Source organism: Streptomyces tatrensis, assembly GCF_049310065.1.
Classification (GTDB): domain Bacteria; phylum Actinomycetota; class Actinomycetes; order Streptomycetales; family Streptomycetaceae; genus Streptomyces.
Map to the genome: position 1 here is coordinate 5051168 of NZ_JBMDLB010000011.1, position 26642 is coordinate 5077809.

The following is a 26642-nucleotide window of genomic DNA, read 5'->3' on the forward strand; positions in this document are numbered from 1 at the left end:
CCGGTGCGCGGGCGAACCGCGGCGCAGTCCACTCAGGCCGGGTCCGACGGTGTGGACGCTTCCGCGGCGCGGCGGTACTCGGCGTTGATGCGCTGGGCTTCTTCGAGCTGGTCCTCGAGAATGACGATGCGGCAGGCCGACTCGATGGGGGTTCCCTGGTCGACGAGTTCGCGGGCTCGGGCAGCGATGCGCAGCTGGTAGCGGGAGTAGCGGCGGTGTCCGCCGGCGGAGCGGAGCGGCGTGATGAGGCGGGCTTCGCCCAGTGCCCGGAGGAATCCCTGCGTGGTGCCGAGCATGTCCGCGGCCCGGCCCATGGTGTAGGCGGGGTAGTCGTCGTCGTCGAGACGGCCGAACGAGTCGTCTGCTGTCATTGAACCTCTCTCGTGGAACGCGTGGAGGGGCCCTGGCGCCTATGGCACCAGGGCCCCGAAGGAACTACTACACCATCTGTCGGCCCTGATACTGCGCCGACCCTGTGATTCCGCCGACCCGGCCGAGATGCTGCCGGGGGTGCGGGGATCGCGATTGCTTGACCGGAGACCACCTCGCTATCGATGTCCTGCGGTACCCGGGCTCAGGCTTCCACCCGGGCGATCCTGATGGTGCTCGGCTCCTCCGTTCTTCCCTCGGTGATCAACTTCTTGCTACTGCGCACTGCATTCACGGGTACTGCCACTGCGTCGACCGCGGTACTTCTCTCGGCTGCCCCTGATCACTGCGGGCCGCCCGGTCCGGTCGTCAGTCCCGTCGCCGTCCTGCAACCGCTCTGGCTTCGACACTCCACGCCCGCACCGCTCTGCTGAACTGCTGAACTGCGATGACTCGTACCGCGGGCACCACTGCCCGGCAGTTCGTCTCTGCCAGGCCTTGCTGTCTCTCTGGGCTACGAGAGAAACCATAGCCACGCCGCAACCCAATGTCTACTCCAGCCGCGATAGATTTTCGTTCGGCCGGCGAAGAGGTAATCGGTGTCGCCCGTTAGGCGCCATCGGCTGAGAGCAGCGCGTGCGGGTACTGTGCGGCGCGCTGCTGGAAGGCCAGGACTGCCGGATTCTGGACGGTGCCGCCGCGGATCTCGATCGCTCGGCGGATGGTGTGGTCACCGTCCCAGCCGGTCGGCCCTTCGAGCACCGACCGCAGGAACGGAATCAGCGCCTCGCTGTTCTCCCAGGTGGCGGCGTCCCACAGGTAGGACGGGCTGTGGTCCACGGCGTAGTAGTGGACCTGGTCGCCGACGGTGAACATCGGCGCGTCGAAGGTGGTGGCCCGGGCCCAGGCGAAACCCATGCCCTCGTCGCAGGAGACGTCGATGACGAGGGTGCCGGGCGCGAGCTTCGGCAGGTCCTCCTCTATCAGGAACATCAGCGGCGCCGCGGTGTCCTGGAGCACGCAGTTGACGATGATGTCGTGCCCGGCGAGGAAGTCGGCCAGCGGCTCCGGGCCGTCCTCGGTGACCACGATGCTGCGCCGCGGATCGAGGGTGTCGTCGGCCGCGTCGTGATCGAAGTGCACGATCCGCGCGGAGTGGATCGGTGAGCTGACGGCGGCGATGCCGCGGGCGGTCAGCACATCCACATCGTGAACGCCCAGCGCGCTGAGCGCGGTCACCGCGCCACGGGCGGTGGCGCCGAAGCCGATCACCACCGCACGCCGCCGGCGCCCGTAGTCACCGGTCGCCCCGGTCAGCTGCATGGAGTGCAGCACCGACGAGTACCCGGCCAGCTCGTTGTTCTTGTGGAAGACGTGGAGGCTGAATCCCCCGTCCCGGGTCCAGTGGTTCATCGCCTCGAAGGCGATCACCGTGAGCCTGCGGTCGATGGCGGCCTGCGTGACCTTCTCGTCCTGCACGCAGTGCGGCCACCCCCACAGCACCTGCCCGTCCCGCAGGTCCTCCAGGTCCTCGTGCAGCGGTTTCGCCAGCAGGATGACGTCGCACTCCGCGATCAGCTCCTCGCGTGAGCGGAAACCGGCGACCCACGGTGCGAGCTGATCGTCCGAAACGCCGAAGTGTTCGCCGTAACCGGTCTGCAGGTAGATGCTGGGCTGAAGGTCGGCATCGATGCGTTCGAAGTGCGCCGGGTGGATCGGCAGACGGTGTTCGTTCTCTTTGCGGGTCTGCGACATGATTCCGAGCTTGAGCTGCTGCAAGGTGCCCCTTTGATTGCTGTCTGGCCAACGCGGGCCGGAGCGCAGGGGGATCTCGGCGGCGGCCTGGGCTACGAGAGAAGCCAGCACCACGCCACCACCCAATGTCTGCTCCGGCCGCGATAGATTTTCATGCGGTCGAGAATGAGGAAATCGGCGCCATTGGCCCGGGTGGCCACGTAAGGAGCCGCTGTGTACGCGGGAGGGCCCGACCGGCGTGTGCCGGTCGGGCCCTCCTCCCCGTCCGGGTGCCGGCTCGCACCGGTCGAGTCGTCGAGTCGGTCAGACCGCCGCAGGTGCGCCGAGCATCGCGGATGCGTGCTGGATCCGACTGAGGGCGCGCGCGGGCGCGGGCGCGGCGGGCCGGGGGAGTCCGCGGCAGGTGAAGCCGAGCTGGGTCATGGCCCGCAGGACTTCACCGATGCTGAAGTCACGCCTGTCCTGGCGGGTGAGGACCTGGCCGACCTGCTTCACGGGGTAGACCCGGCGGCCGATGATCACGGAGTCGCCGACGACCTCTTCGGGCTTGATGTCCTTCATCGATTCCAGGACGCCGCTCTTGGTCAGCTCGAACGGGAAGCGGGCGATGACACAGCGCATGTTGCCTCACAGGAAGAAGGAGCGGGGGGACGGTTCTGTCGTGGTGGGGCGGGTCAGCGGGCGAGGCCGTACTCGTCACAGACCTGCGGGCCTGTCGCCTCGATGGGGTCGTCCACCGTCCGGGGCGCCGGGTTGGCTCTGGCGGAGCGGGGCCGCATCCGGACCAGCGTCACGACGTGCCTCCTGAAGCGATAGGTCAGTCTTCTGATCACGTGGTGGTCAGGCCGCCGCGTCGAAGGAGGACTGCCGCACACCCGCGCGCCGTGCGCCCGAAACGGGCCGCCGCCTGCCGCGGGAGGCCGTACCGCGCTTGGCGCGTTCGACGACGGGCGCGGTGATGGTGACGGGGATTCCGGAGGGGGCCTGGGCGCCGGTGATCCGGTTGAGGGACTCGTCGCCGGAGCGGACCTGGGTGGTCTGCGGGACGATCCCGGCGGCCTGCATGAGGCGGGTCATCTCGCGGCGCTGGTTGGGGGTGACCAGGGTGACGACGCTGCCGGACTCGCCGGCGCGGGCGGTACGGCCGCCGCGGTGGAGGTAGTCCTTGTGGTCGGTCGGCGGGTCCACGTTGACGACGAGGTCGAGGTTGTCGACGTGGATTCCACGGGCGGCGACGTTCGTGGCGACCAGGACGGTGACGTGTCCGGTCTTGAACTGGGCCAGGGTCCGGGTCCGTTGCGGCTGGGACTTGCCGCCGTGCAGGGCCGCGGCGCGGACCCCGCTGTCGAGGAGGTCCTGGGTGAGGCGGTCCACGGCGTGCTTGGTGTCGAGGAACATGATCACGCGGCCGTCGCGGGCGGCGATCTCCGTCGTCGTCCGCTGCTTGTCGGCGCCGTGGACGTACAGGACGTGGTGCTCCATCGTGGTCACCGCGCCCTGCGAGGGATCGACGGAGTGCACGACCGGGTCGGTCAGGTAGCGGCGCACCAGCAGGTCGACGTTGCGGTCGAGGGTGGCGGAGAAGAGCATCCGCTGGCCCTCGGGGCGCACCTGGTCGAGGAGGGCGGTGACCTGGGGCATGAAGCCCATGTCGGCCATCTGGTCGGCCTCGTCGAGGACGGTGATCGCGACCTGGTTCAGCCGGCAGTCGCCGCGGTCGATGAGGTCCTTCAGACGCCCGGGGGTGGCGACCACGACTTCGGCGCCGCCGCGCAGGGCGCTCGCCTGGCGGCCGATGGGCATGCCGCCGACGACGGTGGCCAGGCGGAGCTTCACCGAGCGGGCGTACGGGGTGAGCGCGTCGGTCACCTGCTGCGCCAGTTCGCGGGTGGGTACGAGGATCAGCGCGAGCGGCTGGTGGGGCTCGGCACGCTGCCCGGCGGTGCGGGCCAGCAGGGCGAGGCCGAACGCGAGGGTCTTTCCGGAGCCGGTGCGGCCACGGCCGAGGACGTCACGGCCCACGAGGGTGTTGGGCAGGGTGGCGCCCTGGATCGGGAAGGGCACGCTCACGCCCTGCGCTCCGAGGGCGGTCAGCAGCTCGGTCGGCATGTCGAGATCGGCGAAGGCTTCGACGGCGGCCAGCGCGGGCGTGATCGTCTTCGGCGGCGCGAACTCACCCTGAATCGCGGCGGGCCGGCGGCCTGAGCCGCCCGAGCGGCTCGGACCTGCGGAACGGCTCCGAGCCGGGGAGCCCGAGGAGCCGAATCGGCTGCCCCGCTCCGAACCGGCGCCGTTGCCGTTGCCGTTGCCGAAAGCAGGGCCGCCGGTGCGGCTGCGGGTACGGGACGATCGCTCGTTCTTGCGTGTGGGGTTCATTCAAAACCTTCCTTGATACGGCACGTATCAAGGAATTCCCGCAGCAGAAGAGCAGCGCAGAGAATTGCGAGAACGGACCGAATGGAATGCGGAGGCAGATCCGGCCCGCGAGAAATGTGCGCGGGTACGGTCACTGCAAGGAGTGTGGCGTCATGCGGACGCGAAACTGGAGAAATGAGCTCGGGTACGGCTCCGAGGAGGCATCCCGTACGTGGTCCCGCGGGTGGACCCACCGCGGGGGATATGTGCAGCTGGGGCCCGCACCCCGAGGGATGCGGGCCCCAGCTGCGAAACGCGAGTCGGCGTCAGGCGGGAACGATGTTCTCCGCCGTCGGACCCTTCGGGCCCGGCGCGATGTCGAAGACGACCTTCTGGCCCTCGGTCAGCTCGCGGAAGCCCTGGGCGGCGATGTTCGAGAAGTGGGCGAAGACGTCGTCGCCGCCACCATCCTGCTCGATGAAGCCGAAACCCTTTGCCGCGTTGAACCACTTCACGGTGCCAGCAGCCATGTCATATCTCCTTGGGGCAGTACCCGGCGTCCGCACTGTGCGGAGACCGTGTCGCCGCGATGATGCCCCGCCCGGAAAATGACCGGAAATATGAAGCACCACCATGCGACGCGGAGGCCGACTGGAGACGCCTTAAGTTTTTGGGAACCAAAACTGCAACCGAGATCGACAGTAGCACGTCGCAGTGGAACGCAGGGGCAGAATAAATTCAACCCCTGCGCTGCGGTAAAAACTCTCCTAGCGACGCCCGTCAAATTCTCAGACCGCCGGGACAGATATTGATTCGCCCCGAGTGCTGGAGTTCGACGGGGCGGGACGCGCTCGGGCGCATGGTCACCCAGCACGACGAGACCACCGGCGCCGTCACGACCTGCAGGAGGGGCCACAGCACGTGCGCAACGGAGAGTGCAAGACAAAATGACCGCGATCGAACGCCTATGGGCCGATTTTGAGCTTCCCATCAGGGACGCCCTGCATTGTGCAGACGGGCACTCCTGCGATGTCGACCTCGACTCCGACGAGCCGGGCGGTTTGAGGGTGCTCGCCCCGTTCGACTTGGATGAGCTCCTGGAGAGCGACCCGTCGTGGGTGTCCTCGGTCGATGGGCTGGCGGCAGTGGACCTGGGGAGTAGAGGGCTGCTTTGGGGCGGCGAGGGCTCGTACGGATCGGAGGGGTTCATCGCGCGGTTGACCGTTGACCGTGAGCTGATCTGGGCGATCTTCTTCACGGAATCCAACCCATTTGATCGGATCCAGCTGTCCGGAGACGTGGCCACCTTTGGCTCAACCTCGGGGTTCAAGGTCAGAGTTGACATCGATGATCCACGAACCGTGATCCCCGGACCTGCATCGAACCGAACGGCTTGATGGCAGTTCCCTCCGGTCGCAGAAGAGCGCGCCCCGAGGGCTTCACCGATGCGGGCGACGGGGCGGGCGCAGCAGCACGTTGCGTCCGCCCCGTCGGCGTATCCGCACCCGTTGACCGAGCAAGGGGCCGGGAGCGTCGTGTGCGCGGCCTCGCGCCCTCCGGCCGTTGACGCGCGCGGCGGCGGCTCACACGGGCGAGTGAGGCGGAAACGTGCGCTGATCGTGGCGCGAGGGCAAGGGCGCCTTGGGCCGACGGCATGTGGCGCATCGGACCTGGCGGCCAATCGGCGTAGCGCGGATTTGCGCTGCACAAAAATGCCTTACCTATGTCCATATTCTTTGCCTGAGTTCCCCCCGAGCCCGTTCGCTTCCGGCCGCCCGTGCATGTGGCCCGGCTGCACCAGGAATGCGACATGAGGCTCTCCGCTCCCGATTCCTGGAGAACCGTATGCGCGTTGCCGTCACCGGTGGCGGTGGATTCCTCGGGTCACATCTCTGCGAGGCCCTGCTCAGGCGTGGGGACTCCGTAGTGTGCCTGGACAATTTCTCGACAGGCGAGCCCAGGAACATCGCCCACCTGCTCCCCGATCCGGCATTCGAATTCATCCGTGCGGATGTCAGCGCCACCGTGGAGGTCCCGGGCCGCGTCGACGCCGTCGCCCACCTGGCAAGCCCCGCGTCACCGCCCGACTACCTCCGCCAGCCGCTGGAGACGCTCGCCGTCGGCAGCAGGGGGACGGAAAACGCCCTCCGTCTCGCGCTGCGCCACCGTGCCCGGTTCATCCTCGCGTCGACGAGTGAGGTCTATGGCGACCCCCTGGTCCATCCGCAGGACGAGGACTACTGGGGCAACGTCAATTCTGTCGGACCGCGCAGCGTGTACGACGAAGCGAAACGATTTGCCGAGGCGATCTCGGTCGCATACCGCCGCACCCACGGTCTGAATGTCGGTATCGCGCGGATCTTCAACACCTACGGTCCGCGCATGCGCCCGCACGACGGACGGGTGGTTTCCAGCTTCATCACCCAGGCCCTCACGGGCGAGCCCCTGACCATTTACGGCGACGGAAAGCAGACCCGGAGTTTCTGCTACGTCGACGACCTGGTCCGCGGTCTCATCGCCCTGCTCGACTCCTCCGAGGCCGGACCCTTCAACCTGGGGAATCCGGTCGAACGAACGGTCACCGAGCTCGCCGAGATGGTGCTGGAACTCACCGGCTCGCCGTCGGAGATCCAGTACCACCCGCTGCCCGTCGACGACCCGACCCGCAGGCGCCCGGTCATCTCCCGGGCGCGGGACACCCTCGGCTGGTCGCCCGAGGTGGACATCGAGGAGGGGCTGCGCAGGACGAGCGACTGGTTCGCCTCCCGCCCCGCCGACCTCTCGGCCGGCGCCGCCGCGATCCGCGGTGGTCAGGAAGAGGGGATGCCGCCCCCGAGGAGGTACGCCGGCGCCGTGTCCGTCGCTGCGGAATCCGTCCCCGCGCAGGCCTGAACGAGCCCGGACCAGCCCCGGACCAGCCCCGGACCAGACCCGGACCAGACCCGGACCAGCCCCGGACCAGCCCCTCCGGCGGGGAGCGGCGTCATCGCACGACCCTCCCCGCCGGGCCCCTTCTCTCCACTGCGGCCGTGAGGCTCTCGCGCCGCCACATCAAGACCATCTCGGAGCACGCTCATATGACCCCGACCAAGCCAGGGCCCGTACGCGAGGCCGCCGCGACCGACGGGCGCATCCCCGGCCCGTCCGGAGCGGAGACCACGCTCGAGGACCAGATCCGCGAGCTCTCCCGGGGGCGCGTCGCCGAGATTCCTCCCGACGGGCCCGTGTTCGCCCATCCGCGCCGCGCTCTGGAGACCCGCCCCACGAGCTTCGTCCGCCAGTTCGAAACGGCCGACCGGGTCAAGGTGGCGGCGCTCACCCTGGGGTGGGTGGCTTGCCTCGTCTGGTTCTGGGTCTGGTGGCTGCGTCCCGAGCACCGGATCGGCTGGGTGGGCCTGGCCGTCAACAGCGCGCTGCTGTTCTACCTGGCGCTGCTGCCCGTGCACTTCCTGGTCGCTGTCGTCCGCCTGCGCCGCTTCGACTCGCAGATCGAAGTCCCGTTGGTACGTGCGGCGTTCGTCGTCACCCGCGCTCCGTCGGAACACTGGGACATCGCCCGCACCACCCTGGAGGCGATGCTCCACCAGGACTACCTGCACCCCTACGACGTATGGCTGTGCGACGAGGACCCTTCCGGTGACGTCCTGGACTGGTGCGAGGCGAACGGCGTGCGTGTCTCCTGCCGCAAGGACCGCCCGGACTACCACCGGCTCACATGGCCGCGCCGCACCCGCTGCAAGGAGGGCAACCTCGCCTTCTTCTACGACCACTGGGGCTACCGGGACTACGACGTCGTCGCCCAACTGGACTGCGACCACGTGCCGAGCCGGACGTACCTGACCGAGATGGTGCGGCCGTTCTCCGATCCGGCGATCGGCTACGTCGCCGCCCCGAGCGTGTGCGATGCCAACGCCGAAGTCTCCTGGTCCGCCCGGGGCCGGCTGCACCGTGAGGCCGTCTTCCACGGGGCGGTCCAGCTGGGCCACTCGGCCGGTCTGGGGCCCCTGTGCATCGGCTCGCACTACGCGGTGCGTACGGAGGCGGTGCGGGACATCGGCGGCATCGGGCCCGAACTCGCCGAGGACTTCTCGACCACCTTCCTGATGAACTCGGCCGGCTGGCAGGGGTCGTTCGCCATCGACGCCCATGCACGCGGCGACGGCCCCGTCACCTTCGCCGCCATGGCCACCCAGGAGTTCCAGTGGTCCCGCAGTCTCGCGGTGATGCTCTTCGGGATGCTGCCGCGCCACCTGGGCCGCATGCGCGGCTGGCTGCGCCTGCGGTTCGCGTTCGCCCTGTCGTACTACCCGTTGCTCGCCGTGACCGCGACCATGGGGCTGGCTCTGCCTCCCGTGGCGGCCGTCACCGGTCTGCCGTGGATCAACGTGAACTACTTCTCGTTCCTCGGCCACTTCTGGGCGATGTCCGTATGGCTGATGCTCCTGACCGTGCTCGTGCGCCGGCGCGGCCTGCTCCGCCCGGCGAAGGCCCCGGTCCTGAGCTGGGAGAGCTGGCTCTTCGGGCTCGCCCGCTGGCCCTTCGTCGCCTGGGGGGTGGGCGCGGCCCTGGTGCAGAAGCTGCGCCCCCGGCCGGTGGTCTTCAAGGTGACCCCCAAGTCGACGGACGGGCTCGAGCGCCTGCCGCTGCGGCTCGTGGCGCCCTACCTGATCATCACCACCACCCTCTCCTGCGCGGCTGTGACCGGCGAGCTCACCGGTCCCGCCGCGGGATACGTCTTCCTGTGCATCCTCGGCTCGCTCTCGTACGCGCTGGTCACCCTCACCATCGCCGGCCTGCACATCGCGGAGATGGCCCGGGCTTCGGGAGTGCCCAAGCACAAGGCCGTGGTGACGGCCCGGCTGCCCCTGCTCGCCGGAACCCTCACGCTGCTGCCGCTCGCCCTGGCCATCGGCCTGTTCCCCGTCTACGCGGCAGGCATCTTCGGCTGGTGACACCGGCGCCGGACCGGCCGTCCACCCCCCACTTCACCCCACCTCACCCCCACAGACGATCGACGATCACGGAGAAGGGATCCCCCACCCCATGCCCACGACGGTCCTGGTCACCGGCGGCGCCGGCTTCATCGGCAGCCATACCTGCGTCGACCTCCTCGAGAACGGCTACGAGGTGGTCGTCGTCGACGACCATTCGAACAGCTCACCCGAGTCCCTGGAGCGCGTCGCGAAGATCGCCGGACGCCCGATCGCCGCCGTGTACCGGGCCGACATGCGGGACCGGCGCGCGCTGGACGCCGTATTCGCGTCACACCCGATCGACGCAGTGATCCACTTCGCCGCGAAGAAGGCGGTGGGCGAGTCCGTGGAGATCCCGATCACCTACTACGACATCAACGTCGGCGGCACGACGGCCCTGCTGTCGGCCATGCACGCGCACGGAGTGCACCAGCTGGTGTTCTCCTCGTCCTGCTCGATCTACGGGGACGCCACCAAGGTGCCCCTGACGGAAGGGGATCCGGCGGCCCCGACCAACCCGTACGCCTCGACGAAGTGGCTCTGCGAGCAAGTACTGGCCGACACCTGCCGCCGCCTGCCCGAGCTCAGCGTGCTGGCCCTGCGGTACTTCAACCCGGTCGGCGCGCACCCGTCCGGACTGCTGGGCGAGGACCCCCGGGGCGTGCCCAACAACGTCATGCCGTACCTGGCGCAGGTCGCCGTCGGCCGCCGCGAACGGCTCAGTGTCTTCGGCGACGACTACCCCACCCCCGACGGGACCGGCATCCGCGACTACATCCACGTCATGGACGTGGCCGAGGGCCACCGGCGCGCACTGGAGCACCTCGGGGACGAGAACGGCATGCGCGTCTTCAACCTCGGTACCGGGGTGGGGTCCTCCGTCCTCGACCTCGTCGCCGCCTTCGAGCGGGCCTCCGGCAGGCCGATCCCCTACGAGGTGACCGGGCGCCGCCCGGGAGACGTGACCGAGCTCGTGGCCGATCCCACCGCGGTGGCCCAAGCCTGGAACTGGGCCGCGACCCGGGATCTCGCCGCGATGTGCCGCGACGCGTGGCGCTTCCAGGAACTCAACCCCTCGGGCTACACGGGCTGACGCGTCCGAGCCCGTCTCCCCGCTCCATCCCGCCCGCCCCCCTCACAGCAGTTCGTCAGACAGGAGATGCGCATGCGCTTGACCGTCATTGGTACGGGATACCTCGGAGCCGTGCGCGCGGCGTGCATGGCGGACATCGGACACGAGGTCCTCGGCGTCGACGTCGATGTCGAAAAGATCAGAGCCCTCGCCGAGGGCAGACCCCCCTTCTTCGAGCCCGGCCTCGAGGACGTACTGACCCGCGCCCTCGACTCCGGGCGCCTGCGGTTCTCCACCTCCCTCAGCGAGGCGGCCGCCTTCGGCGAGGTGCACTTCGTCTGCGTGGGCACCCCGCAGCAGGCCGGCTCGGATGCCGCCGACCTGCGCTACGTCGACGCCGTCATCGACGGACTGGCCCCCCACCTGACCGGTCCCTGCCTGATCGTGGGCAAGTCCACCGTCCCGGTGGGCACCACACCCCGCATCGCGAGCCGGCTGAGGGGGCTCCTCCCGGCAGGTGCGGACGTGGAGGTCGCCTGGAACCCGGAGTTCCTGCGCGAGGGGTTCGCGGTCGAGGACACGCTGCGGCCCGACCGGCTCGTGGCGGGCGTCACCTCACCGCGCGCGGACCGGACCCTTCGCGAGGTCTATGCCCCCATGCTGGCCGCCGGCATCCCGTACATCAGCACCGACCCCGCCACCGCCGAGCTGGTCAAGGTCGCGGCGAACTCCTTCCTCGCGACCAAGATCTCGTTCATCAATGCGATGGCGGAGGTCTGCGACGCGGCCGGTGCCGATGTGAGCACCCTCGCCGACGCGCTCGGCCACGACACCCGCATCGGGCGCCGCTTCCTCAACGCCGGTCTCGGCTTCGGCGGCGGCTGCCTGCCCAAGGACATCCGGGCGTTCACCGCACGGGCCCGGGAACTCGGCGTCGAGGAGGCGGTGGGCTTCCTGCGCCAGGTCGACGACATCAACCTGCGCCAGCGGCGACGGACCGTCGACATCGCCCGTGACCTGGTCGGCGGTGCGTTCTCCGGCCACCGGATCGCGGTCCTGGGCGCCACCTTCAAGCCGAACAGCGATGACGTCCGCGATTCGCCGGCCCTTGCCGTGGCGGCGGCGATCCACCGCGAGGGCGGTGAGGTACGGGTCCACGACCCCGAGGGGATCTACAACGCCCACGTGGCCCACCCCGAACTGCGCTACGAGGCGGACGTGCTGACCGCGTGCCGGGGAGCGGATGTCGTGCTGCACCTGACCGAGTGGAGCCAGTACCGGGAAGTCGACCCGGTGAAGCTGGCACGCGTGGTGTGCGCACCGCGTCTGGTCGACGCCCGCAACAACCTCGACGCGGGTCTGTGGCGCTCCGCCGGCTGGAACGTCCGGACACTGGGCAGGCCCGCCCCTGCCACTGTCCCCGCACCCCAGCGCGGCGGCGCCCTTGCTCAGTCCTCGCCGCGCGGCTGTGCGGCACCTGCGGAGGGCGCCGTGCTCAGCCGTGCCCCGAAGTAGTCGACCCGGCCCGGGTTGACGCCGACCGACGGCAGCGCGACGGTGCCGTCCAGTTGGTCGGCGCATTGCGAGACGAGAGGGGTGGCCCCGGCCGAATCGGTGACCGGGGCCACCGTGCCCGCGAGACACGGGTCGGCGTCGCTGCCCGTAGGGACGGTGCCGAGCAGTTCCTGTCCGGCCCGATTTCGCCAGGCATCCAGGTCGGAGTACCCGGTCTTGCCCCACTGCACCTTCCAGTCGCCCGTGCTGAAGTAGTCGTTGCCCTGCAGACGGACGAGGCCCTGCGTGTAGTTGGTGTCCGAATCCACCACGGGAGCACCGTTGGTGACGAAGATGTTGTTGCGGACGCCGACTCCGCTCATTCCGTTCCGGAGTCGCAGGGCGGGAGGCCGGTCGGTGCCGCTCGACCGCATGATCACGGTGTTGTGGTAGATGTCCAGATTCCGCAGGAGGTCGCCGAAGGCCACGATGCCGCCGTACCAGGACAGCTTTCTGGCGTCGTCCCAGCTGTAGTTGAACCGCACGACGTTGTCCTTGTGCGCGTTGGTCGGGTCACCCGAATACACGAGGAAGCCCGCGCCGTCGTTGCCGTAGGACAGGTTGTACTGGAGCACCGAGGACGACACGTTGTTGTCCAGGCCGAAACCCCCGCCGTCGACGCGGGATCCGGTGCGGTTGCGATAGGCCTTGTTGTTCTGGATGGTCACGCGGGTCGAGTCGTAGGTCCAGATCCCCTCCGGCCCCTCCTTGGCCAGGGCCGAGGATTTCGCCCCGTTGTCGTACGAGACCGACTGCTGAACGGTCGAGTCCCGGACGCTGCCGAGAACGATGCCGCTGCCGGTGTTGCGGTCGTCCGCCGTCGGGTCTCCGGGATTGCTGTACGCCCTGACGCGCGTGATCGTGAGCTTCTCGTGCGCGTAGCCGGGATCCTTGGCCTTGAAATGCGGCCCGTAGGTGACCAGCCCGGCGTCCTGGTTGTGGTGCACTGCCGAATCGCTGATCTGGACGTCGCTGAACCCGGAGGACTTCGGGCCCGCTCCGAGGCGAATGCCGTTCTGGAACCGGGACACGTCGACGCCGGAGATCCGCACGTGGCCCATGCGCTTCCCGCCCGGGCGGTCGTTGAAGAAGCTGATGCCGTCCGCAACGCCCTGCGCCTTGGCATCGCCGACGATCGCCAGGTTCCGGATCTCCACGCCGGCGGTGTTGTACACGGCGATTCCCGCTGAGCCCCGCGGCGCGATGACGGCCCGACCGGTGCCGTACGAATCGATCACGACAGGCCTCGGCGCGCTGCCCGCATCACCCGTGCCGATGGTCAGCCCACCCGGGAAGCGCGCGCCGCCTTTGAGCCGGAGACGGTCTCCCGGCCGGAACGGCACCTGGTCGGCCTTGCCGAGGGTGCGCCACGCGGTCGCCTCGGACAGCCCGTCGTGATCGTCGTCGCCGTCCGGACTCACGTAGAAGGTGAGGGCCCCCTTGGCGGGCGGCCGCGGTGGCTTGTAGGGCGTGAGCACATCGCATCCACAAAGAAGGGCGAGGGCACCCACGGCCACACCTGCGACGATTTTCGCCCCACCACGGCGACCCCACCCGACGGTCCGACGGTCGCGCATCATCCCGGTGTCCCCATTCCGTCGGCTCCGCACTTCGCGTAACAAGGTGCCAGAAGCCGCAGGTGCGTTACGTCCGTGACATGGCGATACGTCCCTATCTCTAACCTGATGCCCGAATAGCGCTCATCTGTAATATCTTGTGCACATCGGACACGCGAGCCGGAACGGTGCCTGCGCGGACCGCCCAGGGGGCGAGTGTGATGCGCATGTTCGTCACGCCTGAGCAGCGAGGAAGCGGTCGCCCGGTTCGCCGCGGAGGTGTCCCGGTGGGAGCCGTCGGCCGTATGCGAGCAGGAGGAGATCCTGTGCGGCGCCGTACAGGGGTGTGCCGGTGCCGAAGGACCAGTCGAGGTCGTCGGCGCGGAGTTCGATGCCGCCGAGGTCGGCTCCGAAGAACTTGAGGGTCCTGGCGTCGACGCTGTCGAGGAGGATGCGCACACGGTCCTCGGGAACCCGGCGGCCGAGGCCGAGCGCGACGGTGATGTCCAGGCCGTGGATCACGTCGTGTCCCAAGGCAGCCTCGATCCCGCCGACCGGCGGCTTCCAGGGGTGGTCCGCGTTGGCGTCAAGGAATGCGGCGAGCTCACGCGTCGAATGGGCCGCCGCGTCCTTGTGGGCGCATCGATCGGTCATCCGGTGGAGGCTGCCCCGCGCTCTGATCAGTTCCCGCGCCATCCTGGGGAGCGAGTACCGGAACCCCATCGTCATGTGGGCCGCGACTTCCCTGACCCGCCACCCGCCGCACAGGGTGGGCGCGTCCCACGCCTCGGCCGACAAGCCGTCCAGCACAGCTGCCAGCTCCCGGCGTTCGGCTGCGATCGCGGCTCGGACGTCCGCCGTCGTTCTCCGGTGCGTCGTGTTTCCCATGGCTTCAAGGCTCTCGGTCGGCCCACCATAAGTCCAAGAGTTTGCATGTCTCGCAACTAGAATGATCCGTTATGGACATTCGTCAGCTGCGGTACTTCGTCACCGTCGCGGAGGAAGCCAACTTCACCCGTGCCGCCGCCCGTCTGCACCTGGCGCAGCCGGGGGTGAGTGCCCAAGTCCGCCGGCTCGAAAGGGAACTCGGGCACCAGCTGCTCGACCGCTCCGGCCGGTCGGTGACCCTGACGGAGATGGGTGAGGCCGTACTGCCGTACGCGAGGGCCGCGCTGACCGCCGTCGAAGCGGTGCGGCAGACCGCGGAGGAGTTCACCGGGCTGCTGCGCGGGCAAGTCACCCTCGGCCTCGTCTCGGGCGCAGCCGCGGCAGCCCATGAGTTCGACCTGGCGTCCGTCCTGGCCGACTTCCACGAGGACCATCCAAAGGTCGAGATCGCCCTTACCGAGGACACCTCGGAGCGGATGCTCGCCGCGCTGCACCGCGGGGAACTCGACATCGCCGTGATCGGACTCGCGGACGAGGAGCCCCCGCCCGGCGTCTCCCTCCACGTCCTCGTCGACGTACCCCTGGTCGCGGCCGTCGCCCCGGACGACCTCGCGCTCACGCCCCCGGACCGCGCGAGCATTCCATTGGCCGAGCTCCGCGATCGTCCGCTGATCAGTCTGCCGCGTGGCACGGGCATCCGCGGAGCACTCGACCGGGCCTGCGCGGAGGCCGGTTTCCAGCCCCGCATCGCCTTCGAGGCAGCAGCTCCGCTGTTCCTCGCACAGCTCGCCGCCCGCGGTCTCGGCGTGGCGGTGGTTCCGGCCCTCCCGGCCGGCGCGGCGGCGGCCTTCGGGCTACGGACGCTGGAGATCGCCGAGCCGCAGCTACGCGGCCGGGTCGCTCTGGCCTGGCGGACGGACGGCCCTCGCAGCCCCGCAGCCACTGTCGTCCTCGACCTGCTGCGTACAACTCTCAGCCCAACCTGACGCTCAGCAAGGGCGGTTAGGGCGCGCATGGCACGGGGCCAATGGGAAAGGTCTGGGCAACGCGCAAGCCCCAGGTCGCTGACCTGGGGCTTTGCTGTGGAGCGGATGACGGGAATCGAACCCGGTCTATAAGCTTGGGAATCCATGCGCGGAACGGTCTCGCATGGCTCCTGAACTGCGAAATCAGCCCTGCTGGGCTTCTGCCGGGGCCTCCCCGTGCTCTGGTTCCGACCGCTGTTGACCGCCCTTAAGGGCACGGTCGGGGCACGCCCCTCGTGTTGGTGCCTCAGGAGGAGTCGGTCCACGGACGGAGTTTCTCAGGGTTGCGGACCGCCCAGATGTGAGTGATGCGGCCGCCGGTGAGGCTGAACGCCGCCACGGTGACGGTGACGCCGTCCTGTTGGGCGACCAGGCCGGGTCGGCCGTTGACCGTCCGCTCCAGGAGCGTCAGCCCAAGGGCCTTGTCGGCGATGTGGATCAGGTACTGGGCGATGCGCTCGCTGCCCTCGACCGGGCGCAGGACGGTGCCGACCAGGCCGCCGCCGTCGGCGGTCATTGTGGCGCCGGGGTCGAGAAGGTCGACGAGGGCCTTGATGTCCTTGGCCTCCCACGCTTCCTTGAAACCCCGCACCAGACCGGCCTGCCCGGTCGTCGCAGCGGCCGGAGCCTGCGCGGCGCCGATACGCCGACGGGCCGAGGACGCCAGCTGCCGGCAGGCCGCGGGCGTCCGGCCGACGATCTCGGCGACCTCGGCGAAGGGGTACCGGAAGACGTCGTGCAGGATGAACGCCACGCGTTCGGCCGGGGTCATCGACTCCAGCACGACGAGGAAGGCCATGTTCACCGACTCGTCCAGGGTGACCCGGTCGGCGGGGTCGGCCGGCTCGGTCCCGCCGCCGCTCGCCGGGCCGCTGAACCACTCCGTACGGTCGGGCAGCGGCTCGGGTATCCATGCGCCGACGTAGCGCTCGCGACGGGCCCGAGCCGAGCCGAGCATGTCCAGGCAGATGCGGCTGGCCACCGTCGTCAGCCAGGCACCGGGAGACTCGATGGCCTCCTGCCGTTGGCGCGACATCGCGTACCAGCGGGTGTAGGTCTCCTGCACGGCGTCCTCGGCCTCGGCCAGCGAACCGAGCAGCCGGTAGGCGAGATTGATCAGCTGTCGCCGCTCGTCGACGACAGCGCTCAGACCCGGCTCGGACCGTTCGTGCCCTGGCTCGGATGGGGTGCTCATGGTCGCGACCGCTCCCTCTTCTTCTCGTCCGATTCCGCTCTCGACACTTCGACGAAACACCGCACCGGAGTGTGAGGCCGGCGCTTCGCCTCACATTTCGAGGAGCTGCGTCGTCGGACCACCGAGACACTACTGATCCACCGCCGCGAGGCAGAAGAGGGGACCGCGTCATGGCCACACAGACGACGGCAGTACGGGGCAGAGTCACGTTCCCGCAGGTCGCGATAGCCCTGCAGACGTTGGCCCTCTTCTTCCAGGCGGTCACCGCCGGAATGCTGCTGTCCTCGTCCCACGGCCATGTACTGCACGACGCCGGATCGAAGGTGATGTACGGGGCGTCGATGCTGTACGTGCTCGCCGCGATCCTGGCGTGGCGGCCGGGCGGCGGGTCACCCCGCCCCATCCTGTACGCGTCCGGCTTCCTCGTACTCGCTTCGGTGCAGGTGGTGCTCGGCATCGCGCACATGCCGTCGCTCCATGTACCCCTGGGCATCCTGATGTTCGGCCTGAGTGTGTTGGTGCTGGGCCAGGTCCTGTCCACCCGCTTGTCGGAGCGCACCGGCACCCGGTCGTAGCCGCCGCACGCTCCAGACCTGCTCGGCTGACGTGCGGGGCATCGGTAGGGCATTTGACCTGCGGAAACGCCCTGCCAGGGGAGCTGCCGCGAGGGTCCGCCCGTACCTGTATTGACCGCTGTTCGCCGCTCCGAAGGGCACGGATGGGGAATGCGTCCGTTGGCCCGGGTCGTGCGGCACGTCCCTGCCGCGATGGTTGCGCCTTGCCTCCTGGAAACGTGAGGCTTGACGCAAGGGGGTCTGGGTGGAAGACTGCTTGCGTGTTCTCTCCCGAATCTGTGAGAGGAGGCGCAAGGGGATGGTCATGGAACTGCTGTCGGTGAAAGCGGCTGCGGCCCTGCTCGGGGTGGATGATTCGCGCGTCCGTCAGTTGCTGCATGACAAAAAGCTGCAAGGGCAGCGGGTCGGTGGCCGTTGGCTGGTCGCCGGGGATAGCGTCCGGGATCGCAAGGACCGGGGCCGTCGTTCGCGAAGACCGCTGTCGGCGCGCAATGCATGGGGCGTTCTGGCGGTGCTGGACGGCCATCAGCCGGTGGGCCTGTCCGATGCAGAGAAGTCCCGGGTGAGGACGCGGTTGCGGAACCTCCTTGCCCACGGGCAACTGTCTCCAGCTCTGGTCCGGGAGCTCCTGGCCGCCCGTGCCGAGGTTCGCTCGTACCGCGTTCATTCAGGCGTACTGCCAGTTCTGCTCGCCGCTCAGGATGTGGTGCGGGGGGGAGCGAGTGCTGCGGCGCGGGCAGGGGCGGACTACATCTCCCTCGGCCGTGCGGAGATCTACGTACATCCCGACCGGGTCGAAAAGCTGGAAGCCGCGTTCGGCATGGTCCGTGATGAAGAGCGGGGCAATGTCTCGGTCCGAATCCCCCCGTCGGAGATGTGGCCGTTCTTGACCTCAAGGTCTGAAGCCCCAGGGCAGGGCCATGACGTCCCCGCCTCCGTGGTGGCGGCCGACTTGCTGGACCGCCATGAGAGCCGAGCCGACGCTGCCGCATCTGGGTTGCTCGAGTCCCTGCTGACTCGCTACGCGCAGCCTCGGAAGGTGTGATCACGGCGGCTGATCTGCCCGGCGTACGACTGGAGTCGGGCCTGTTCACCGGTCCGCTGGTGGAGTTGTGGGGCGTGTTGTTCGACCTTTCGGAGCAGGTGCCGAATGCCTGGTCGCTGATCGGTGGGCAGATGGTGCTCCTCCACGGCCTGGAGCACGGTCGGACCCCACCGGCGGCGAGCGCCGACCTGGATGTCCTGGCTGACGTGCAGTCGGACCAGCAGAGCTTGCGCCGTTTGGTCGCGGCGCTGGAACGGCTCGGATTCTCCCCCGCCGGCATGTCGCCGCAGGGCAACCTGTTGCACCGCTATCAGCGCGGTGTGGAGCCGCAGCGGTTGGTGGTGGATCTGCTGGCGCCTGCCAACCTCGGCCCCCGTGCAGACCTCACAACGACGCCACCCGGCCGCACGCTGGAGGTGCCGGGCGGCCGGCAGGCTGCGCGGAGAACCGAGGCTGTGAGTGTGCAACTGGGGCCGCGGAACGGCCGGATCCGATGCCCCCAGCCTGTTGGGGGGCGATCGTGGCGGAGGCTGCGGCGGTGAGCATCAAGACCGCTTCACCGGAGCGCCACTACCGCGATCTGGCGTTCTTGCTCTCGTTGCCCGCCAATCCGCTGCAACTCAGAGATCAACTCGACAAGGGCGACCGTAAGAAGCTCGCGTTCGCGAAGGCCTTGAACGATCCGCAGCATGCAGCTTGGCGTCAACTGGCCGACGAGGACGCCCGGGCGGACGGTCAGGCCATGTACGCGTTCTTGTCTCCGCCTGCAATGACGTGAGAACGGCCGAAGGCCCGCGACCTCGTCGCCGTCAAGATGGTGCACAAGTGGTGCGGGACTCCTGAACAGGGCTGGGCAACGCGAAAGCCCCAGGTTGCTGACCTGGGGCTTTGCTGTGGAGCGGATGACGGGAATCGAACCCGCGCTACAAGCTTGGGAATCACCCGGCACTTGAACGTGTGTACCGCGCCTGACCTGCGAAAACGCGCAACTGTGCGGCCTCTGTGGGCGACTCGTCCGGCCCCTGAGCGACCGGCGTTTACCGCGGCCACTGGCACGTTGTGGCACGCGTCTCTGGACCGGTCGGGACCGTACAACAACAAACCCGTACGGCTCTCTTCACGTCACGTCACGGCCCGGCCGTCGCCGCTCTCGCGTACACCACGCCGTTAGGCGAGGACGTCCTGCAGGACGTCGTGCGCGTCCGCCGACCACTGCTGGTTGCGGACGAGGTCTTGGTACTGCGGGCAGCGTGCCAGTAGTTCCTGGTGCGTTCCGGCATCCAGTGCGTGGCCGGACTCCATGATGAGGACGTGGTCGGCGTGCTGGACGGTGGACAGCCGGTGTGCCACGACCACCACGGCCCGGTTCTGGGCGAGCTGGGTGACCAGATCGCGCAGGCGCTGTTCGTTGATGCTGTCCAGCTGGGAGGTGGGTTCGTCCAGCAGGACCACGTCGGCGTCGGTGAGCAGTACGCGGGCCAGGGCCAGGCGTTGGCGCTGTCCGCCGGAGAGGTCGGTGGCGCGCCCGAGGACGGTGTCCAGGCCGTCGGGGAGCCGCAGGACCTCGTCCCGCAGCGCCACCGCGTCGAGGGCGCCCAGGAGGGCGGGGTCATCGAGGGGGGTGTCGCTGCCCAGCAGCAGGTTGTCGCGGACGGTGCCCTCGAGCAGGGTGAAGGTCTGGTCGACGTAGGCAACGCGGCGGCGCAGGTCGTCCAGCGGCCAGTCGTGCACGTCGTGGCCCAGCACGCGGATCGTGCCCTGGTCGGGGTGCATGAAGCGTTCGATCAGGGTCAGCACGGTGGACTTTCCGGCGCCGGAGTGCCCGACGAGGGCGGTCAGGCCGCGGCGGGGGGCGGCGAAAGTCAGATTTCCCAGGATGGGCTCGTCGTCGTAGGCGAAGGCCACGCCGGTGAACTCGACGCCGGGGGCGCCCTGGACGGGGACGGGGCTGGTGGTGGCCGTGCCGGCGGCTTCCTGGGGCAGGGAGAGCAGCTCGTCGAAGCGTGAGCGGGCGGCGAGGCCGGCCTGGAGCTGACTGATGCTGGAGGCGACGACGGCTACCGGGGCGACGAGTTGGAGCAGGAAGAGGAGGAAGGCGATGAAGTCCGGCATGGCCAGGTCGCCGGAGGCCATGCGGGCGCCGCCGCCGAGGATGATGCTGACCAGCGCGATCTGCTGTCCCAGGCCCATGACGGGGCCGATGAGGGACTGCAGGCGGGCGCTGTGGAGGGTGGAGTCGGTCAGATCGGAGGCGTCTTGGGTCAGGGCCTCGGTGGCGCGGTCCTCGGCGCGGTAGGCCTTGATGGTGGGCAGGGAGGCCAGGGTGGCGGTGAAGCGCTGGGCGAGCTCGCCCAGGGCGGTCTGCTGGGCATCGATGCTGCGGCGTACGCGGACGATGACCAGGCCGATGACGGCGCCGGCCAGCGCGAAGGATCCCACGGTGATGAGCACCAGGACCCAGTCCAGGATGCTCATGACGACCAGGGTGGCCACCACGGTGATGGTGGACAGGGGCAGCTGGATCGCCCCGACGTCGATGACGGAGCGGAGCATCATGGCGTCGGAGGTAACGCGGGCGACGAGGTTGCCCGGGCCCTGGGTGCGCACTTCGCGCAGCGGGAGGCGCATGGTGTGGTCCATGACGCGCGAGCGCAGGCGCAGGATCATCTTTTCGCCGATGCGGGCGAGCAGGTAGCCCGAGACGGTGGCGGTGAGGGCGCCGACGAGAGCGACGGCGGTCATCAAGATGACCGGCCAGATGAGTCCGCCGGTTCCGGACAGGGCTTCCACGAGGTCCCTGACCATCAGGGGCACGGCCAGGGTCGCGGCGGTGGATATCAGCGCCAGCAGGGCTGCGATGGCCAGCTGGAGGCGGGCGCTGCTGATGAGGTCGGCGCCCAGCCGCAGGCCGGGCGCAGGTTTATTGCGGGCGACGGACATTCGCTTGTTCCACCTCGTGTGAGAAGACATCGTATTCAGCGGTGCAGTGTCCTGCGGTCCGAGATAGCGGACCTATGGCGGAGTCCCAAGGTCACCGGGAGGCGCGCTTTCACGGCTAGGGACGCTATGCCGATAACGACGGCGGCAGCCAGTGTGAGACCCTCCTTCCAGGACGGGAGTGTGCGCGGCCGTGGGTCCTTCTCGTAATTCACGAATTCCTCTGCCTCTCCATGACAATGGCCGTTTGCATTGTCCCGCGCTTGAGCCTGAGCCAGTCCACCACACGTGTGTGCGGCAAAGTAACTCCTATCCTTGGCCTGCCGGGACGATCTGCGGCAATACGCCGGGGCGTCAATAGTTTGGCGCAGCTTCGGGGGCGGCAAGGTTTGGTATCGCGGGCGGGATGCTTCCGGGTGGCGGAGAGGGTGCCTGGGGCGGCCTGTAGCGTGACCGGGAGATCAGTCATCCGGCCCTTTTGCCGGATGGCGATTGCGGACGGTCGGCGAGAGAGAGAAGGAACGGACATGTTCAGCAAGAAGGAAGTGCACCTGATTGCGCTCAGCGATCTCGATGACGCACGGGATGCGCTGCGCCGGGCATTGTCGGGTGCCCCCGGTGACGAGGTTGCCGGGCTGCGGCGGGCCGCGCAGATCTTGGACGGGCTGGCCGAGCGGGGCGGGGAACCGCGGGTGCGGTGGGCCCGGGGAATCTTGGAGCGCGACGGTGTGGACCCGGTCAGCCACGAGGTGGCGGCGATACGGGCCCTGCGCCAGGAGCTGCCGGGGCTGAGCCTGACGGCCGCCACTGAGCTGGCGCGGGAGGCGAAGCTCGCCCAGGGTGCGTGACCTTCGTCTGCGCTGTTGGCGAGAGCCCCACCGAGTCCCGGTCCCGGTCCCGGTCCTGGCCCCAGTGGGGCTCTTGCGCATCCCGACGCCTGCCGGAATGTACTTGCCAGTCTGGAAAGTACATGCCAGTCTGGCATCTATACGCGTCCCTCGTTCGTACGGAAGCCGGAGAACCCATGAACACCTCAGGAGCGATGCAGCCGAGCGCCGAGTCCGCCGCGGCGGCGCTGCGCAGCGCGCGGGCCGCCGAGAGCGCGGCCCGGCAACCGCGGGCGGTGCCGGGCTGGTACCCCGCCACCCACGGCCTGCTGCTCGCCGCCGGTATCAGCGGCTTCGGCCTGGCGCGGGTGTGGCCCCAGTGGCAGGGCGGGTTCCTGGCGGCCGCGCTGGTGTGCTCGGTCGGCTTCCTCGTGGTGACCTGGATGATGCTGCACACCTCCGGGGTCGCCCCGTGGTTCGCCAGGCGCGAGCGGGGGGCCTCGTGGCGCACGTGGGGCCTGCCCTTGATCCCCTTCGCCGCGGGCCTCCTGGCGGCGGTCTTCTACGGCACGGCCGGATGGTTCGTCGGGTTCGGCGTGGTGGCCGGCGCGGCGTCCTGGGTGCAGGCCGGCCGCCGGCGCACGCGTGCCCGGGAGGCGTCGTGACCGACGCGGACCTGCCCGGCCTGGACAAGGAAATCCACCACCCGACCCGGCTGACGGTGGCCGCGTTCCTGTCCAGCTGTGCGGAGGCCGAGTTCGGCACAGTGCGCGACTACTGCGGGATCACCGATTCGGTGATGAGCAAGACGGTCGCCGCCCTGGAGAAGGCCGGCTACGTCAGCGTCCGCAAGGGCTATTTCGGCAAGCGGCCGCGCACCTGGGTGGCGCTCACCTTGACCGGCCGCACCGCGCTCGCCGCGCACCTGGCCGCGCTGGAGGCACTGGCCGGAGCCGCCCGCCGGGCCGGAGCCGGCGCGCCGGCCGACGGCGGCGCGGACGGGGAGCGGACATAGAGATACCGCTGGGCGCCTGGAAGGGGGACAGGCGCCCAGCGGTGAGGTGCTACCTGCAAGCAGGTAGGCGGTTCAGCAGCCCCAGTGCGCCGTGGCGGAGACGCCGGCGCCGGAGATGGCGCTGACAGCCGCGCCGCAGCCGCCGCTGGAGCCACCGATGAAGCTGAGGATGGTCGGGGTGATGGCCGGGGCGTCAGCCGAGACGCCGGCGCCGAACTCCTCGGCGTTGGTGTAGGCGGTGTATCCGGCGAGGAGCTGGTCCGCAGTGTTCATGAGATTCCTTCACTGAAATCCAACAGGAAGGGCGGGATCTTTCCTGCCCGAGATCAATTCGACCACATTCCTGGCTCCGCGACCACGGAAATCTTATCGATATTTGGCAATCCCGCCGCCGTGACCTGCACTTTTTCCCGCGGACCCCAACCTCGTTGCGCACATATCTGGGCGGGAAAGTTTGGGACGCCGTTCTCTCCCGGTTGCGGATAACGAAAAAGTGGGTGTCCGCCTTTTTGGGCGGACACCCACTGGGTCAATCCGTGGCGACGGGTCAGCAGCCCCACGCCTTGGTGCTGGCGATGCCGCCCGCGGACATACCGAGGGAGAAGTAGATGCACTCAGGGGAGGAGACAGTCGTGATGGTGGGCGTCGCCGCCGGGGCCTGAGCGTCCGCACTGGCGCCGAAGTCCTCGGCGTTGGTGTAGGCGGTGTAGCCGGCGAGGAGCTGGTCTGCAGTGTTCATGACGTTCCTTCACTGAGTGAGGTGCGAAGCGGGGCCTTTCCCGCTCTGCACCTATTCGACCGCATCCATCGGCGTGAGCGCTACGAAAAAATTACTGGACACTTTGTCTCCGCCCGCGCGACCTGCACGTTCATCGCCCATTCCACAGGAATTGGCTCACCACCTTGCTCCTTCAAAGATGGGGACGGCGGGAGCCGAGGAAATTACCCCCGGAAAATGCAGGAAGCCCCACCGGGAGGGGTGGAGGCTTCCTGCCTGGGGTGCGCGGGCGGCGGTCACCGGGGCTCGGGACTGCGCCGCAGGTGGGCCCTGATGGCCTGCCAGACGTTCAGTTCGAGGCAGACCTCGCCCAACGCGGTTTTCAGCTCGGCCGCCTCGGCCTCGAGCTGGCTCTCGCGCGCCGGCGGCCGGTGGGCTGCGGTCCCTTGCAGTCCGTGCAGCCCGCCTTCGAGGAACGCCTCCCGCCAGCCCTGAAGGCACTGTTCGGACAGGTGGGTGTACCGCCCGGCGACTTCGGCGACGGTTTCGTGGCCCGACAGCACGCGCAGGACGAGTCTGGCCTTGTCCTCGGCCGACAGCGCCGGGGGCACGGGGGGTGCGGGGGATGTGCTGGTTTCCATCGGCTCACCGACCAGGGGTCAGGCCAGGCCGATTCCTGGCAGGACGGGAGAGTTCAGGTTCCGGGCCGGCATCAGCGGGTCCGCGCCGGCATTGAGGTACGCCTCGGCTACGACGGCCTCGCGGGAGCCGCCGTCGGCCCGCACGGCGTGTCCCACCAGGGCCTCGGCCAGCACCTGGCAGCGGTGTTCGCCGAAGCTCAGGTTGCGCTTGCCCGGCCGCGGGTCGTCCGGCTCCCACGCGGCCCCCACCCCGTCGGCGATCCGGCGGACGAATGGGGAGGTGGTGGTGCCCAGGCCGGGCAGGCCCTGGACGGACGCGGCGATGTCGGCGGCCGCGTGCCAGGCGTCCGAGCCGAGGTACACCACCAGCGCGTCGCGGCGCGGGAAATGCTTCAGCGACGAGGTGACCTTGGCCCGGTACCTCAGCTGCAGCGCCTCCAGCTGCGACAGCACCGTGCCCCAGGCCTCGGGGGCCGCCGCGGCGTGGGTCAGGTGGAAGTACAGGCGCAGCATCGGGGAGCCGGTGACGCGTCCGCGGGAGCCGTCGGTGAGGAAGAAGCCCGTCGACAAGGAGGGACGCGGGGCCGGGATGCGCAAGGTCACCTGCGCGGAGGCGGCGTCCGGGCGGCGATCGGTGATGCTGTCGCGGGGGACGTGGACGCGCAGGCCGTCGAGGTTGACGATCACGCTGTCCGGGGTGGGGCCGTCGCCGAGCACGGTAGCCGGGACGAGGGTGGTGCGGTGCGGCATCGCGGCGAAGAGCTGCTGGTCGAAGGCGTCGTCGCGCAGGCTGCGCTGCCGGGTGGTGTCGTCCTGGTCCTCCATGCCGGCGTGCAGGTCCTGGTAAAAGACGCCGCCGAGCTGTTTGGCGAGGGCGCCGGGGGTCTTGGCGTCCAGGTCTTGGTCGCCGACGACGGCGGTCAGGCCGCCGTCGGCGACCTCGGTCCGGGCCAGGGCGGCCGAGAGCTCGGGGGCGATGAGGCCAAGGGCGGTGGTCATGAGGTGCCTTCCAGACCGAGGACGGAGGTGAAGTTCTGCGGGGCCAGCAGGACGGTGCGTCCGATGCCGGAGGCCGCGCGGTCGCTGGCCGACAGCCGGGTGCCGAATTTGGCGCCGGCGAGCATGCGGTCGATCATGTGCCAGCCGACGAAGGCCGCGACGCGGATGGTGAAGCCGTCCTCGACGGTGGGGCGCGTTTCGCGGTACCCGGCCCAGAAGGCCTCGATGCGCGGGCGCAGGCGGTCGATCTCGCGGGCACCGTGGGCGAGGATGTCGTCGTGGGTGGCTTCGCGGCCGAAGGCGTAGTCGGGGTCCTCGCTGATGGATTTGGGGATGCCCTGGATCACCCGGTAGAGCCATTCGCCGACGAATCCGCCGATGTCGCGGGCGGCGTCGCCGAAGCGGAACTCCTCCCAGTCGGTCAGGTAGAGGTCGCGGTCGGCCAGCAGGTACTGGTCCAGGCGGATGTCGCAGTGCGCGGGCACCTGGGGCGCGGCCGCTTCGCGGCGGCGCAGCTCGTGCAGGGCGGCGGTCAGTTCGGCGTCCGGCTGGAGCAGGGACCACGATTCGATCTCGGCGAAGGCCGAGTGGATGAAGACGGGCAGCGCCAAGGCGTCGAAGTGGTCCATCGACGGGGACGGGTGGGGGTCATTGTCCAGGATGCCGGGCTCGACCGGCAGAGTGTGCAGGAGGCCCAGGATGCGGCCGCTCCGGCGGCACAGAGCGTCGTCGAAGGCGTCGTCGGCCGACAGTTCGAAGCCGGACTGGGCGTCCTCCAGACGCGTGAAGGCCACCAGGCGGTGTTCCTCGTCGGAGCCGAGCAGTTCGGGGCCCTGCAGTTCGCTGCCGCTCAGGCGTGACGCGATCGTTTCGAAGGCCATGATGCGGTGGAAGCGCCGCAGGACGTCGGCCGGGTCGCCGCCGCCGACCCGCTTGACGAAGACCTTGGCGCCGGTGGTGGTGGTGCCGGCCCAGTTGTCGTTGCGGCCGATGTGGGCGACGACGGTGTCCGCGTCGAAGCTGCCCAGTCCGAGCCGGCCGAGGAACGCCTCGACTTCGGGGGCCTTGTCCAGGCCGACCGGGTCGAAGCGGACGCGGGTCGGGAGGGACTTCGATTCTTGATCTGTAATCACGATCACGGAG

27 protein-coding genes are annotated in these 26642 nt (G+C 69.2%); 13 read left to right on the forward strand and 14 right to left on the reverse strand.

What is annotated here, in order from left to right; all coding sequences use genetic code 11:
• Positions 1-32: 32 nt before the first annotated feature.
• The 5 genes from ACODT5_RS38910 to ACODT5_RS38930 form a co-directional block, all read right to left on the reverse strand.
• Entirely contained in the window at positions 33-371 is a 339-nt protein-coding gene (locus ACODT5_RS38910) for a MerR family transcriptional regulator (protein WP_422523717.1), read from the reverse strand.
• 607 nt (positions 372-978) lie between these two features.
• Positions 979-2148 carry a N(5)-(carboxyethyl)ornithine synthase gene (locus tag ACODT5_RS38915; protein WP_422523718.1) on the reverse strand — a complete coding sequence of 390 codons (1170 nt, stop codon included), beginning with the start codon at positions 2146-2148 and terminating at the stop codon, positions 979-981.
• 279 nt (positions 2149-2427) lie between these two features.
• Positions 2428-2745: an SCO5918 family protein gene (locus ACODT5_RS38920; RefSeq protein ID WP_422523719.1), complete on the reverse strand. Its 318-nt coding sequence runs from the start codon at positions 2743-2745 to the stop codon at positions 2428-2430.
• Positions 2746-2964: 219 nt separating this feature from the next.
• Complete coding sequence (locus tag ACODT5_RS38925) at positions 2965-4500, reverse strand: DEAD/DEAH box helicase (protein ID WP_422523720.1); 1536 nt, start codon at positions 4498-4500, stop codon at positions 2965-2967.
• Positions 4501-4805: 305 nt separating this feature from the next.
• A complete protein-coding gene (locus ACODT5_RS38930) occupies positions 4806-5009 on the reverse strand; it encodes a cold-shock protein (RefSeq protein WP_383956891.1) in 204 nt (67 codons plus the stop codon).
• A 417-nt stretch (positions 5010-5426) separates the two neighbouring features.
• On the opposite strand from ACODT5_RS38930, the gene ACODT5_RS38935 reads away from it, so the two are divergent.
• From ACODT5_RS38935 to ACODT5_RS38955, 5 genes are all read left to right on the forward strand, one after another.
• Positions 5427-5876 carry a hypothetical protein gene (locus ACODT5_RS38935; RefSeq protein WP_422523721.1) on the forward strand — a complete coding sequence of 150 codons (450 nt, stop codon included), beginning with the start codon at positions 5427-5429 and terminating at the stop codon, positions 5874-5876.
• Positions 5877-6324: 448 nt separating this feature from the next.
• On the forward strand, positions 6325-7371 hold the full coding sequence (locus ACODT5_RS38940; RefSeq protein WP_422523722.1) for a UDP-glucuronic acid decarboxylase family protein: 1047 nt from the start codon (positions 6325-6327) through the stop codon (positions 7369-7371).
• Positions 7372-7556: 185 nt separating this feature from the next.
• The gene (locus ACODT5_RS38945) at positions 7557-9431 is read left to right on the forward strand and encodes a glycosyltransferase family 2 protein (protein ID WP_422525164.1); all 1875 of its coding nucleotides are present in this window, start codon (positions 7557-7559) and stop codon (positions 9429-9431) included.
• A 91-nt stretch (positions 9432-9522) separates the two neighbouring features.
• Complete coding sequence (gene galE, locus ACODT5_RS38950) at positions 9523-10545, forward strand: UDP-glucose 4-epimerase GalE (protein ID WP_422523723.1); 1023 nt, start codon at positions 9523-9525, stop codon at positions 10543-10545.
• A 72-nt stretch (positions 10546-10617) separates the two neighbouring features.
• Positions 10618-12039, forward strand: coding sequence for a UDP-glucose dehydrogenase family protein (locus ACODT5_RS38955; RefSeq protein ID WP_422523724.1), 1422 nt, complete (start codon positions 10618-10620; stop codon positions 12037-12039).
• Here ACODT5_RS38955 and ACODT5_RS38960 read toward each other — a convergent pair.
• Both ACODT5_RS38960 and ACODT5_RS38965 read right to left on the reverse strand, forming a co-directional pair.
• Positions 11973-13556 (reverse strand): right-handed parallel beta-helix repeat-containing protein, encoded by a 1584-nt coding sequence (locus ACODT5_RS38960; RefSeq protein WP_422523725.1) that lies wholly within the window; start codon positions 13554-13556, stop codon positions 11973-11975. The two genes, ACODT5_RS38955 and ACODT5_RS38960, sit on opposite strands and share 67 nt — an antisense overlap.
• 312 nt (positions 13557-13868) lie before the next feature.
• Positions 13869-14522 carry a maleylpyruvate isomerase family mycothiol-dependent enzyme gene (locus ACODT5_RS38965; protein ID WP_422523726.1) on the reverse strand — a complete coding sequence of 218 codons (654 nt, stop codon included), beginning with the start codon at positions 14520-14522 and terminating at the stop codon, positions 13869-13871.
• A gap of 71 nt (positions 14523-14593) precedes the next feature.
• On the opposite strand from ACODT5_RS38965, the gene ACODT5_RS38970 reads away from it, so the two are divergent.
• A complete protein-coding gene (locus ACODT5_RS38970) occupies positions 14594-15508 on the forward strand; it encodes a LysR family transcriptional regulator (protein ID WP_422523727.1) in 915 nt (304 codons plus the stop codon).
• Between the two features lie 286 nt (positions 15509-15794).
• Here ACODT5_RS38970 and sigJ read toward each other — a convergent pair whose 3' ends face one another.
• A complete protein-coding gene (gene sigJ / locus ACODT5_RS38975; protein ID WP_422523728.1) occupies positions 15795-16742 on the reverse strand; it encodes an RNA polymerase sigma factor SigJ in 948 nt (315 codons plus the stop codon).
• A 170-nt stretch (positions 16743-16912) separates the two neighbouring features.
• Here sigJ and ACODT5_RS38980 point away from each other — a divergent pair, with 170 nt between their 5' ends.
• The 4 genes from ACODT5_RS38980 to ACODT5_RS38995 all read left to right on the forward strand — a co-directional run bounded on the left by ACODT5_RS38980 (position 16913) and on the right by ACODT5_RS38995 (position 19140).
• Positions 16913-17317 carry a hypothetical protein gene (locus ACODT5_RS38980; RefSeq protein WP_422523729.1) on the forward strand — a complete coding sequence of 135 codons (405 nt, stop codon included), beginning with the start codon at positions 16913-16915 and terminating at the stop codon, positions 17315-17317.
• Positions 17318-17621: 304 nt separating this feature from the next.
• Positions 17622-18362 (forward strand): helix-turn-helix domain-containing protein, encoded by a 741-nt coding sequence (locus ACODT5_RS38985; RefSeq protein ID WP_422523730.1) that lies wholly within the window; start codon positions 17622-17624, stop codon positions 18360-18362.
• Complete coding sequence (locus ACODT5_RS38990; RefSeq protein ID WP_422523731.1) at positions 18359-18904, forward strand: hypothetical protein; 546 nt, start codon at positions 18359-18361, stop codon at positions 18902-18904. The genes ACODT5_RS38985 and ACODT5_RS38990 overlap by 4 nt, the downstream gene beginning before the upstream one ends.
• Complete coding sequence (locus ACODT5_RS38995; RefSeq protein ID WP_422523732.1) at positions 18901-19140, forward strand: hypothetical protein; 240 nt, start codon at positions 18901-18903, stop codon at positions 19138-19140. Before ACODT5_RS38990 ends, ACODT5_RS38995 begins: the two co-directional genes overlap by 4 nt.
• Before the next feature lie 389 nt (positions 19141-19529).
• On the opposite strand, the gene ACODT5_RS39000 is transcribed toward ACODT5_RS38995, so the two are convergent.
• Positions 19530-21302, reverse strand: coding sequence for an ABC transporter ATP-binding protein (locus ACODT5_RS39000; RefSeq protein WP_422523733.1), 1773 nt, complete (start codon positions 21300-21302; stop codon positions 19530-19532).
• Between the two features lie 524 nt (positions 21303-21826).
• Between ACODT5_RS39000 and ACODT5_RS39005 the strand changes: the two genes are divergently transcribed.
• From ACODT5_RS39005 to ACODT5_RS39015, 3 genes are all read left to right on the forward strand, one after another.
• The gene (locus tag ACODT5_RS39005) at positions 21827-22147 is read left to right on the forward strand and encodes a hypothetical protein (protein ID WP_422523734.1); all 321 of its coding nucleotides are present in this window, start codon (positions 21827-21829) and stop codon (positions 22145-22147) included.
• A 176-nt stretch (positions 22148-22323) separates the two neighbouring features.
• A complete protein-coding gene (locus tag ACODT5_RS39010) occupies positions 22324-22791 on the forward strand; it encodes a hypothetical protein (RefSeq protein WP_422523735.1) in 468 nt (155 codons plus the stop codon).
• On the forward strand, positions 22788-23141 hold the full coding sequence (locus ACODT5_RS39015) for a transcriptional regulator (RefSeq protein WP_422523736.1): 354 nt from the start codon (positions 22788-22790) through the stop codon (positions 23139-23141). The genes ACODT5_RS39010 and ACODT5_RS39015 overlap by 4 nt, the downstream gene beginning before the upstream one ends.
• Positions 23142-23213: 72 nt before the next feature.
• Here the strand turns inward: ACODT5_RS39015 and ACODT5_RS39020 are convergent, their stop codons facing one another.
• The 5 genes from ACODT5_RS39020 to lxmK form a co-directional block, all read right to left on the reverse strand.
• Positions 23214-23414 carry an LxmA leader domain family RiPP gene (locus ACODT5_RS39020; RefSeq protein WP_422523737.1) on the reverse strand — a complete coding sequence of 67 codons (201 nt, stop codon included), beginning with the start codon at positions 23412-23414 and terminating at the stop codon, positions 23214-23216.
• Positions 23415-23688: 274 nt separating this feature from the next.
• The gene (locus ACODT5_RS39025; protein WP_422523738.1) at positions 23689-23880 is read right to left on the reverse strand and encodes an LxmA leader domain family RiPP; all 192 of its coding nucleotides are present in this window, start codon (positions 23878-23880) and stop codon (positions 23689-23691) included.
• A gap of 275 nt (positions 23881-24155) precedes the next feature.
• Positions 24156-24500 carry a helix-turn-helix domain-containing protein gene (locus tag ACODT5_RS39030; RefSeq protein ID WP_422523739.1) on the reverse strand — a complete coding sequence of 115 codons (345 nt, stop codon included), beginning with the start codon at positions 24498-24500 and terminating at the stop codon, positions 24156-24158.
• Positions 24501-24518: 18 nt separating this feature from the next.
• Positions 24519-25499: a T3SS effector HopA1 family protein gene (locus tag ACODT5_RS39035; protein ID WP_422523740.1), complete on the reverse strand. Its 981-nt coding sequence runs from the start codon at positions 25497-25499 to the stop codon at positions 24519-24521.
• Positions 25496-26632, reverse strand: a complete 1137-nt coding sequence (gene lxmK, locus ACODT5_RS39040) for a class V lanthionine synthetase subunit LxmK (RefSeq protein ID WP_422523741.1) — start codon at positions 26630-26632, stop codon at positions 25496-25498. Before lxmK ends, ACODT5_RS39035 begins: the two co-directional genes overlap by 4 nt.
• Positions 26633-26642: the final 10 nt, after the last annotated feature.

Excerpts from the sequence above, each read along its gene's own strand:
- ACODT5_RS38910 (WP_422523717.1), bottom strand. The coding sequence starts at position 371 with ATGACAGCAGACGACTCGTTCGGCCGTCTCGACGACGACGACTACCCC.
- ACODT5_RS38920 (WP_422523719.1), bottom strand. The coding sequence starts at position 2,745 with ATGCGCTGTGTCATCGCCCGCTTCCCGTTCGAGCTGACCAAGAGCGGC.
- ACODT5_RS38925 (WP_422523720.1), bottom strand. The coding sequence starts at position 4,500 with ATGAACCCCACACGCAAGAACGAGCGATCGTCCCGTACCCGCAGCCGC.
- ACODT5_RS38930 (WP_383956891.1), bottom strand. The coding sequence starts at position 5,009 with ATGGCTGCTGGCACCGTGAAGTGGTTCAACGCGGCAAAGGGTTTCGGC.
- ACODT5_RS38935 (WP_422523721.1), top strand. The coding sequence starts at position 5,427 with ATGACCGCGATCGAACGCCTATGGGCCGATTTTGAGCTTCCCATCAGG.
- ACODT5_RS38940 (WP_422523722.1), top strand. The coding sequence starts at position 6,325 with ATGCGCGTTGCCGTCACCGGTGGCGGTGGATTCCTCGGGTCACATCTC.
- ACODT5_RS38945 (WP_422525164.1), top strand. The coding sequence starts at position 7,557 with ATGACCCCGACCAAGCCAGGGCCCGTACGCGAGGCCGCCGCGACCGAC.
- galE (WP_422523723.1), top strand. The coding sequence starts at position 9,523 with ATGCCCACGACGGTCCTGGTCACCGGCGGCGCCGGCTTCATCGGCAGC.
- ACODT5_RS38955 (WP_422523724.1), top strand. The coding sequence starts at position 10,618 with ATGCGCTTGACCGTCATTGGTACGGGATACCTCGGAGCCGTGCGCGCG.
- ACODT5_RS38965 (WP_422523726.1), bottom strand. The coding sequence starts at position 14,522 with ATGGGAAACACGACGCACCGGAGAACGACGGCGGACGTCCGAGCCGCG.
- ACODT5_RS38970 (WP_422523727.1), top strand. The coding sequence starts at position 14,594 with ATGGACATTCGTCAGCTGCGGTACTTCGTCACCGTCGCGGAGGAAGCC.
- sigJ (WP_422523728.1), bottom strand. The coding sequence starts at position 16,742 with ATGAGCACCCCATCCGAGCCAGGGCACGAACGGTCCGAGCCGGGTCTG.
- ACODT5_RS38980 (WP_422523729.1), top strand. The coding sequence starts at position 16,913 with ATGGCCACACAGACGACGGCAGTACGGGGCAGAGTCACGTTCCCGCAG.
- ACODT5_RS38985 (WP_422523730.1), top strand. The coding sequence starts at position 17,622 with ATGGAACTGCTGTCGGTGAAAGCGGCTGCGGCCCTGCTCGGGGTGGAT.
- ACODT5_RS39000 (WP_422523733.1), bottom strand. The coding sequence starts at position 21,302 with ATGTCCGTCGCCCGCAATAAACCTGCGCCCGGCCTGCGGCTGGGCGCC.
- ACODT5_RS39005 (WP_422523734.1), top strand. The coding sequence starts at position 21,827 with ATGTTCAGCAAGAAGGAAGTGCACCTGATTGCGCTCAGCGATCTCGAT.
- ACODT5_RS39010 (WP_422523735.1), top strand. The coding sequence starts at position 22,324 with ATGAACACCTCAGGAGCGATGCAGCCGAGCGCCGAGTCCGCCGCGGCG.
- ACODT5_RS39020 (WP_422523737.1), bottom strand. The coding sequence starts at position 23,414 with ATGAACACTGCGGACCAGCTCCTCGCCGGATACACCGCCTACACCAAC.
- ACODT5_RS39025 (WP_422523738.1), bottom strand. The coding sequence starts at position 23,880 with ATGAACACTGCAGACCAGCTCCTCGCCGGCTACACCGCCTACACCAAC.
- ACODT5_RS39030 (WP_422523739.1), bottom strand. The coding sequence starts at position 24,500 with ATGGAAACCAGCACATCCCCCGCACCCCCCGTGCCCCCGGCGCTGTCG.
- ACODT5_RS39035 (WP_422523740.1), bottom strand. The coding sequence starts at position 25,499 with ATGACCACCGCCCTTGGCCTCATCGCCCCCGAGCTCTCGGCCGCCCTG.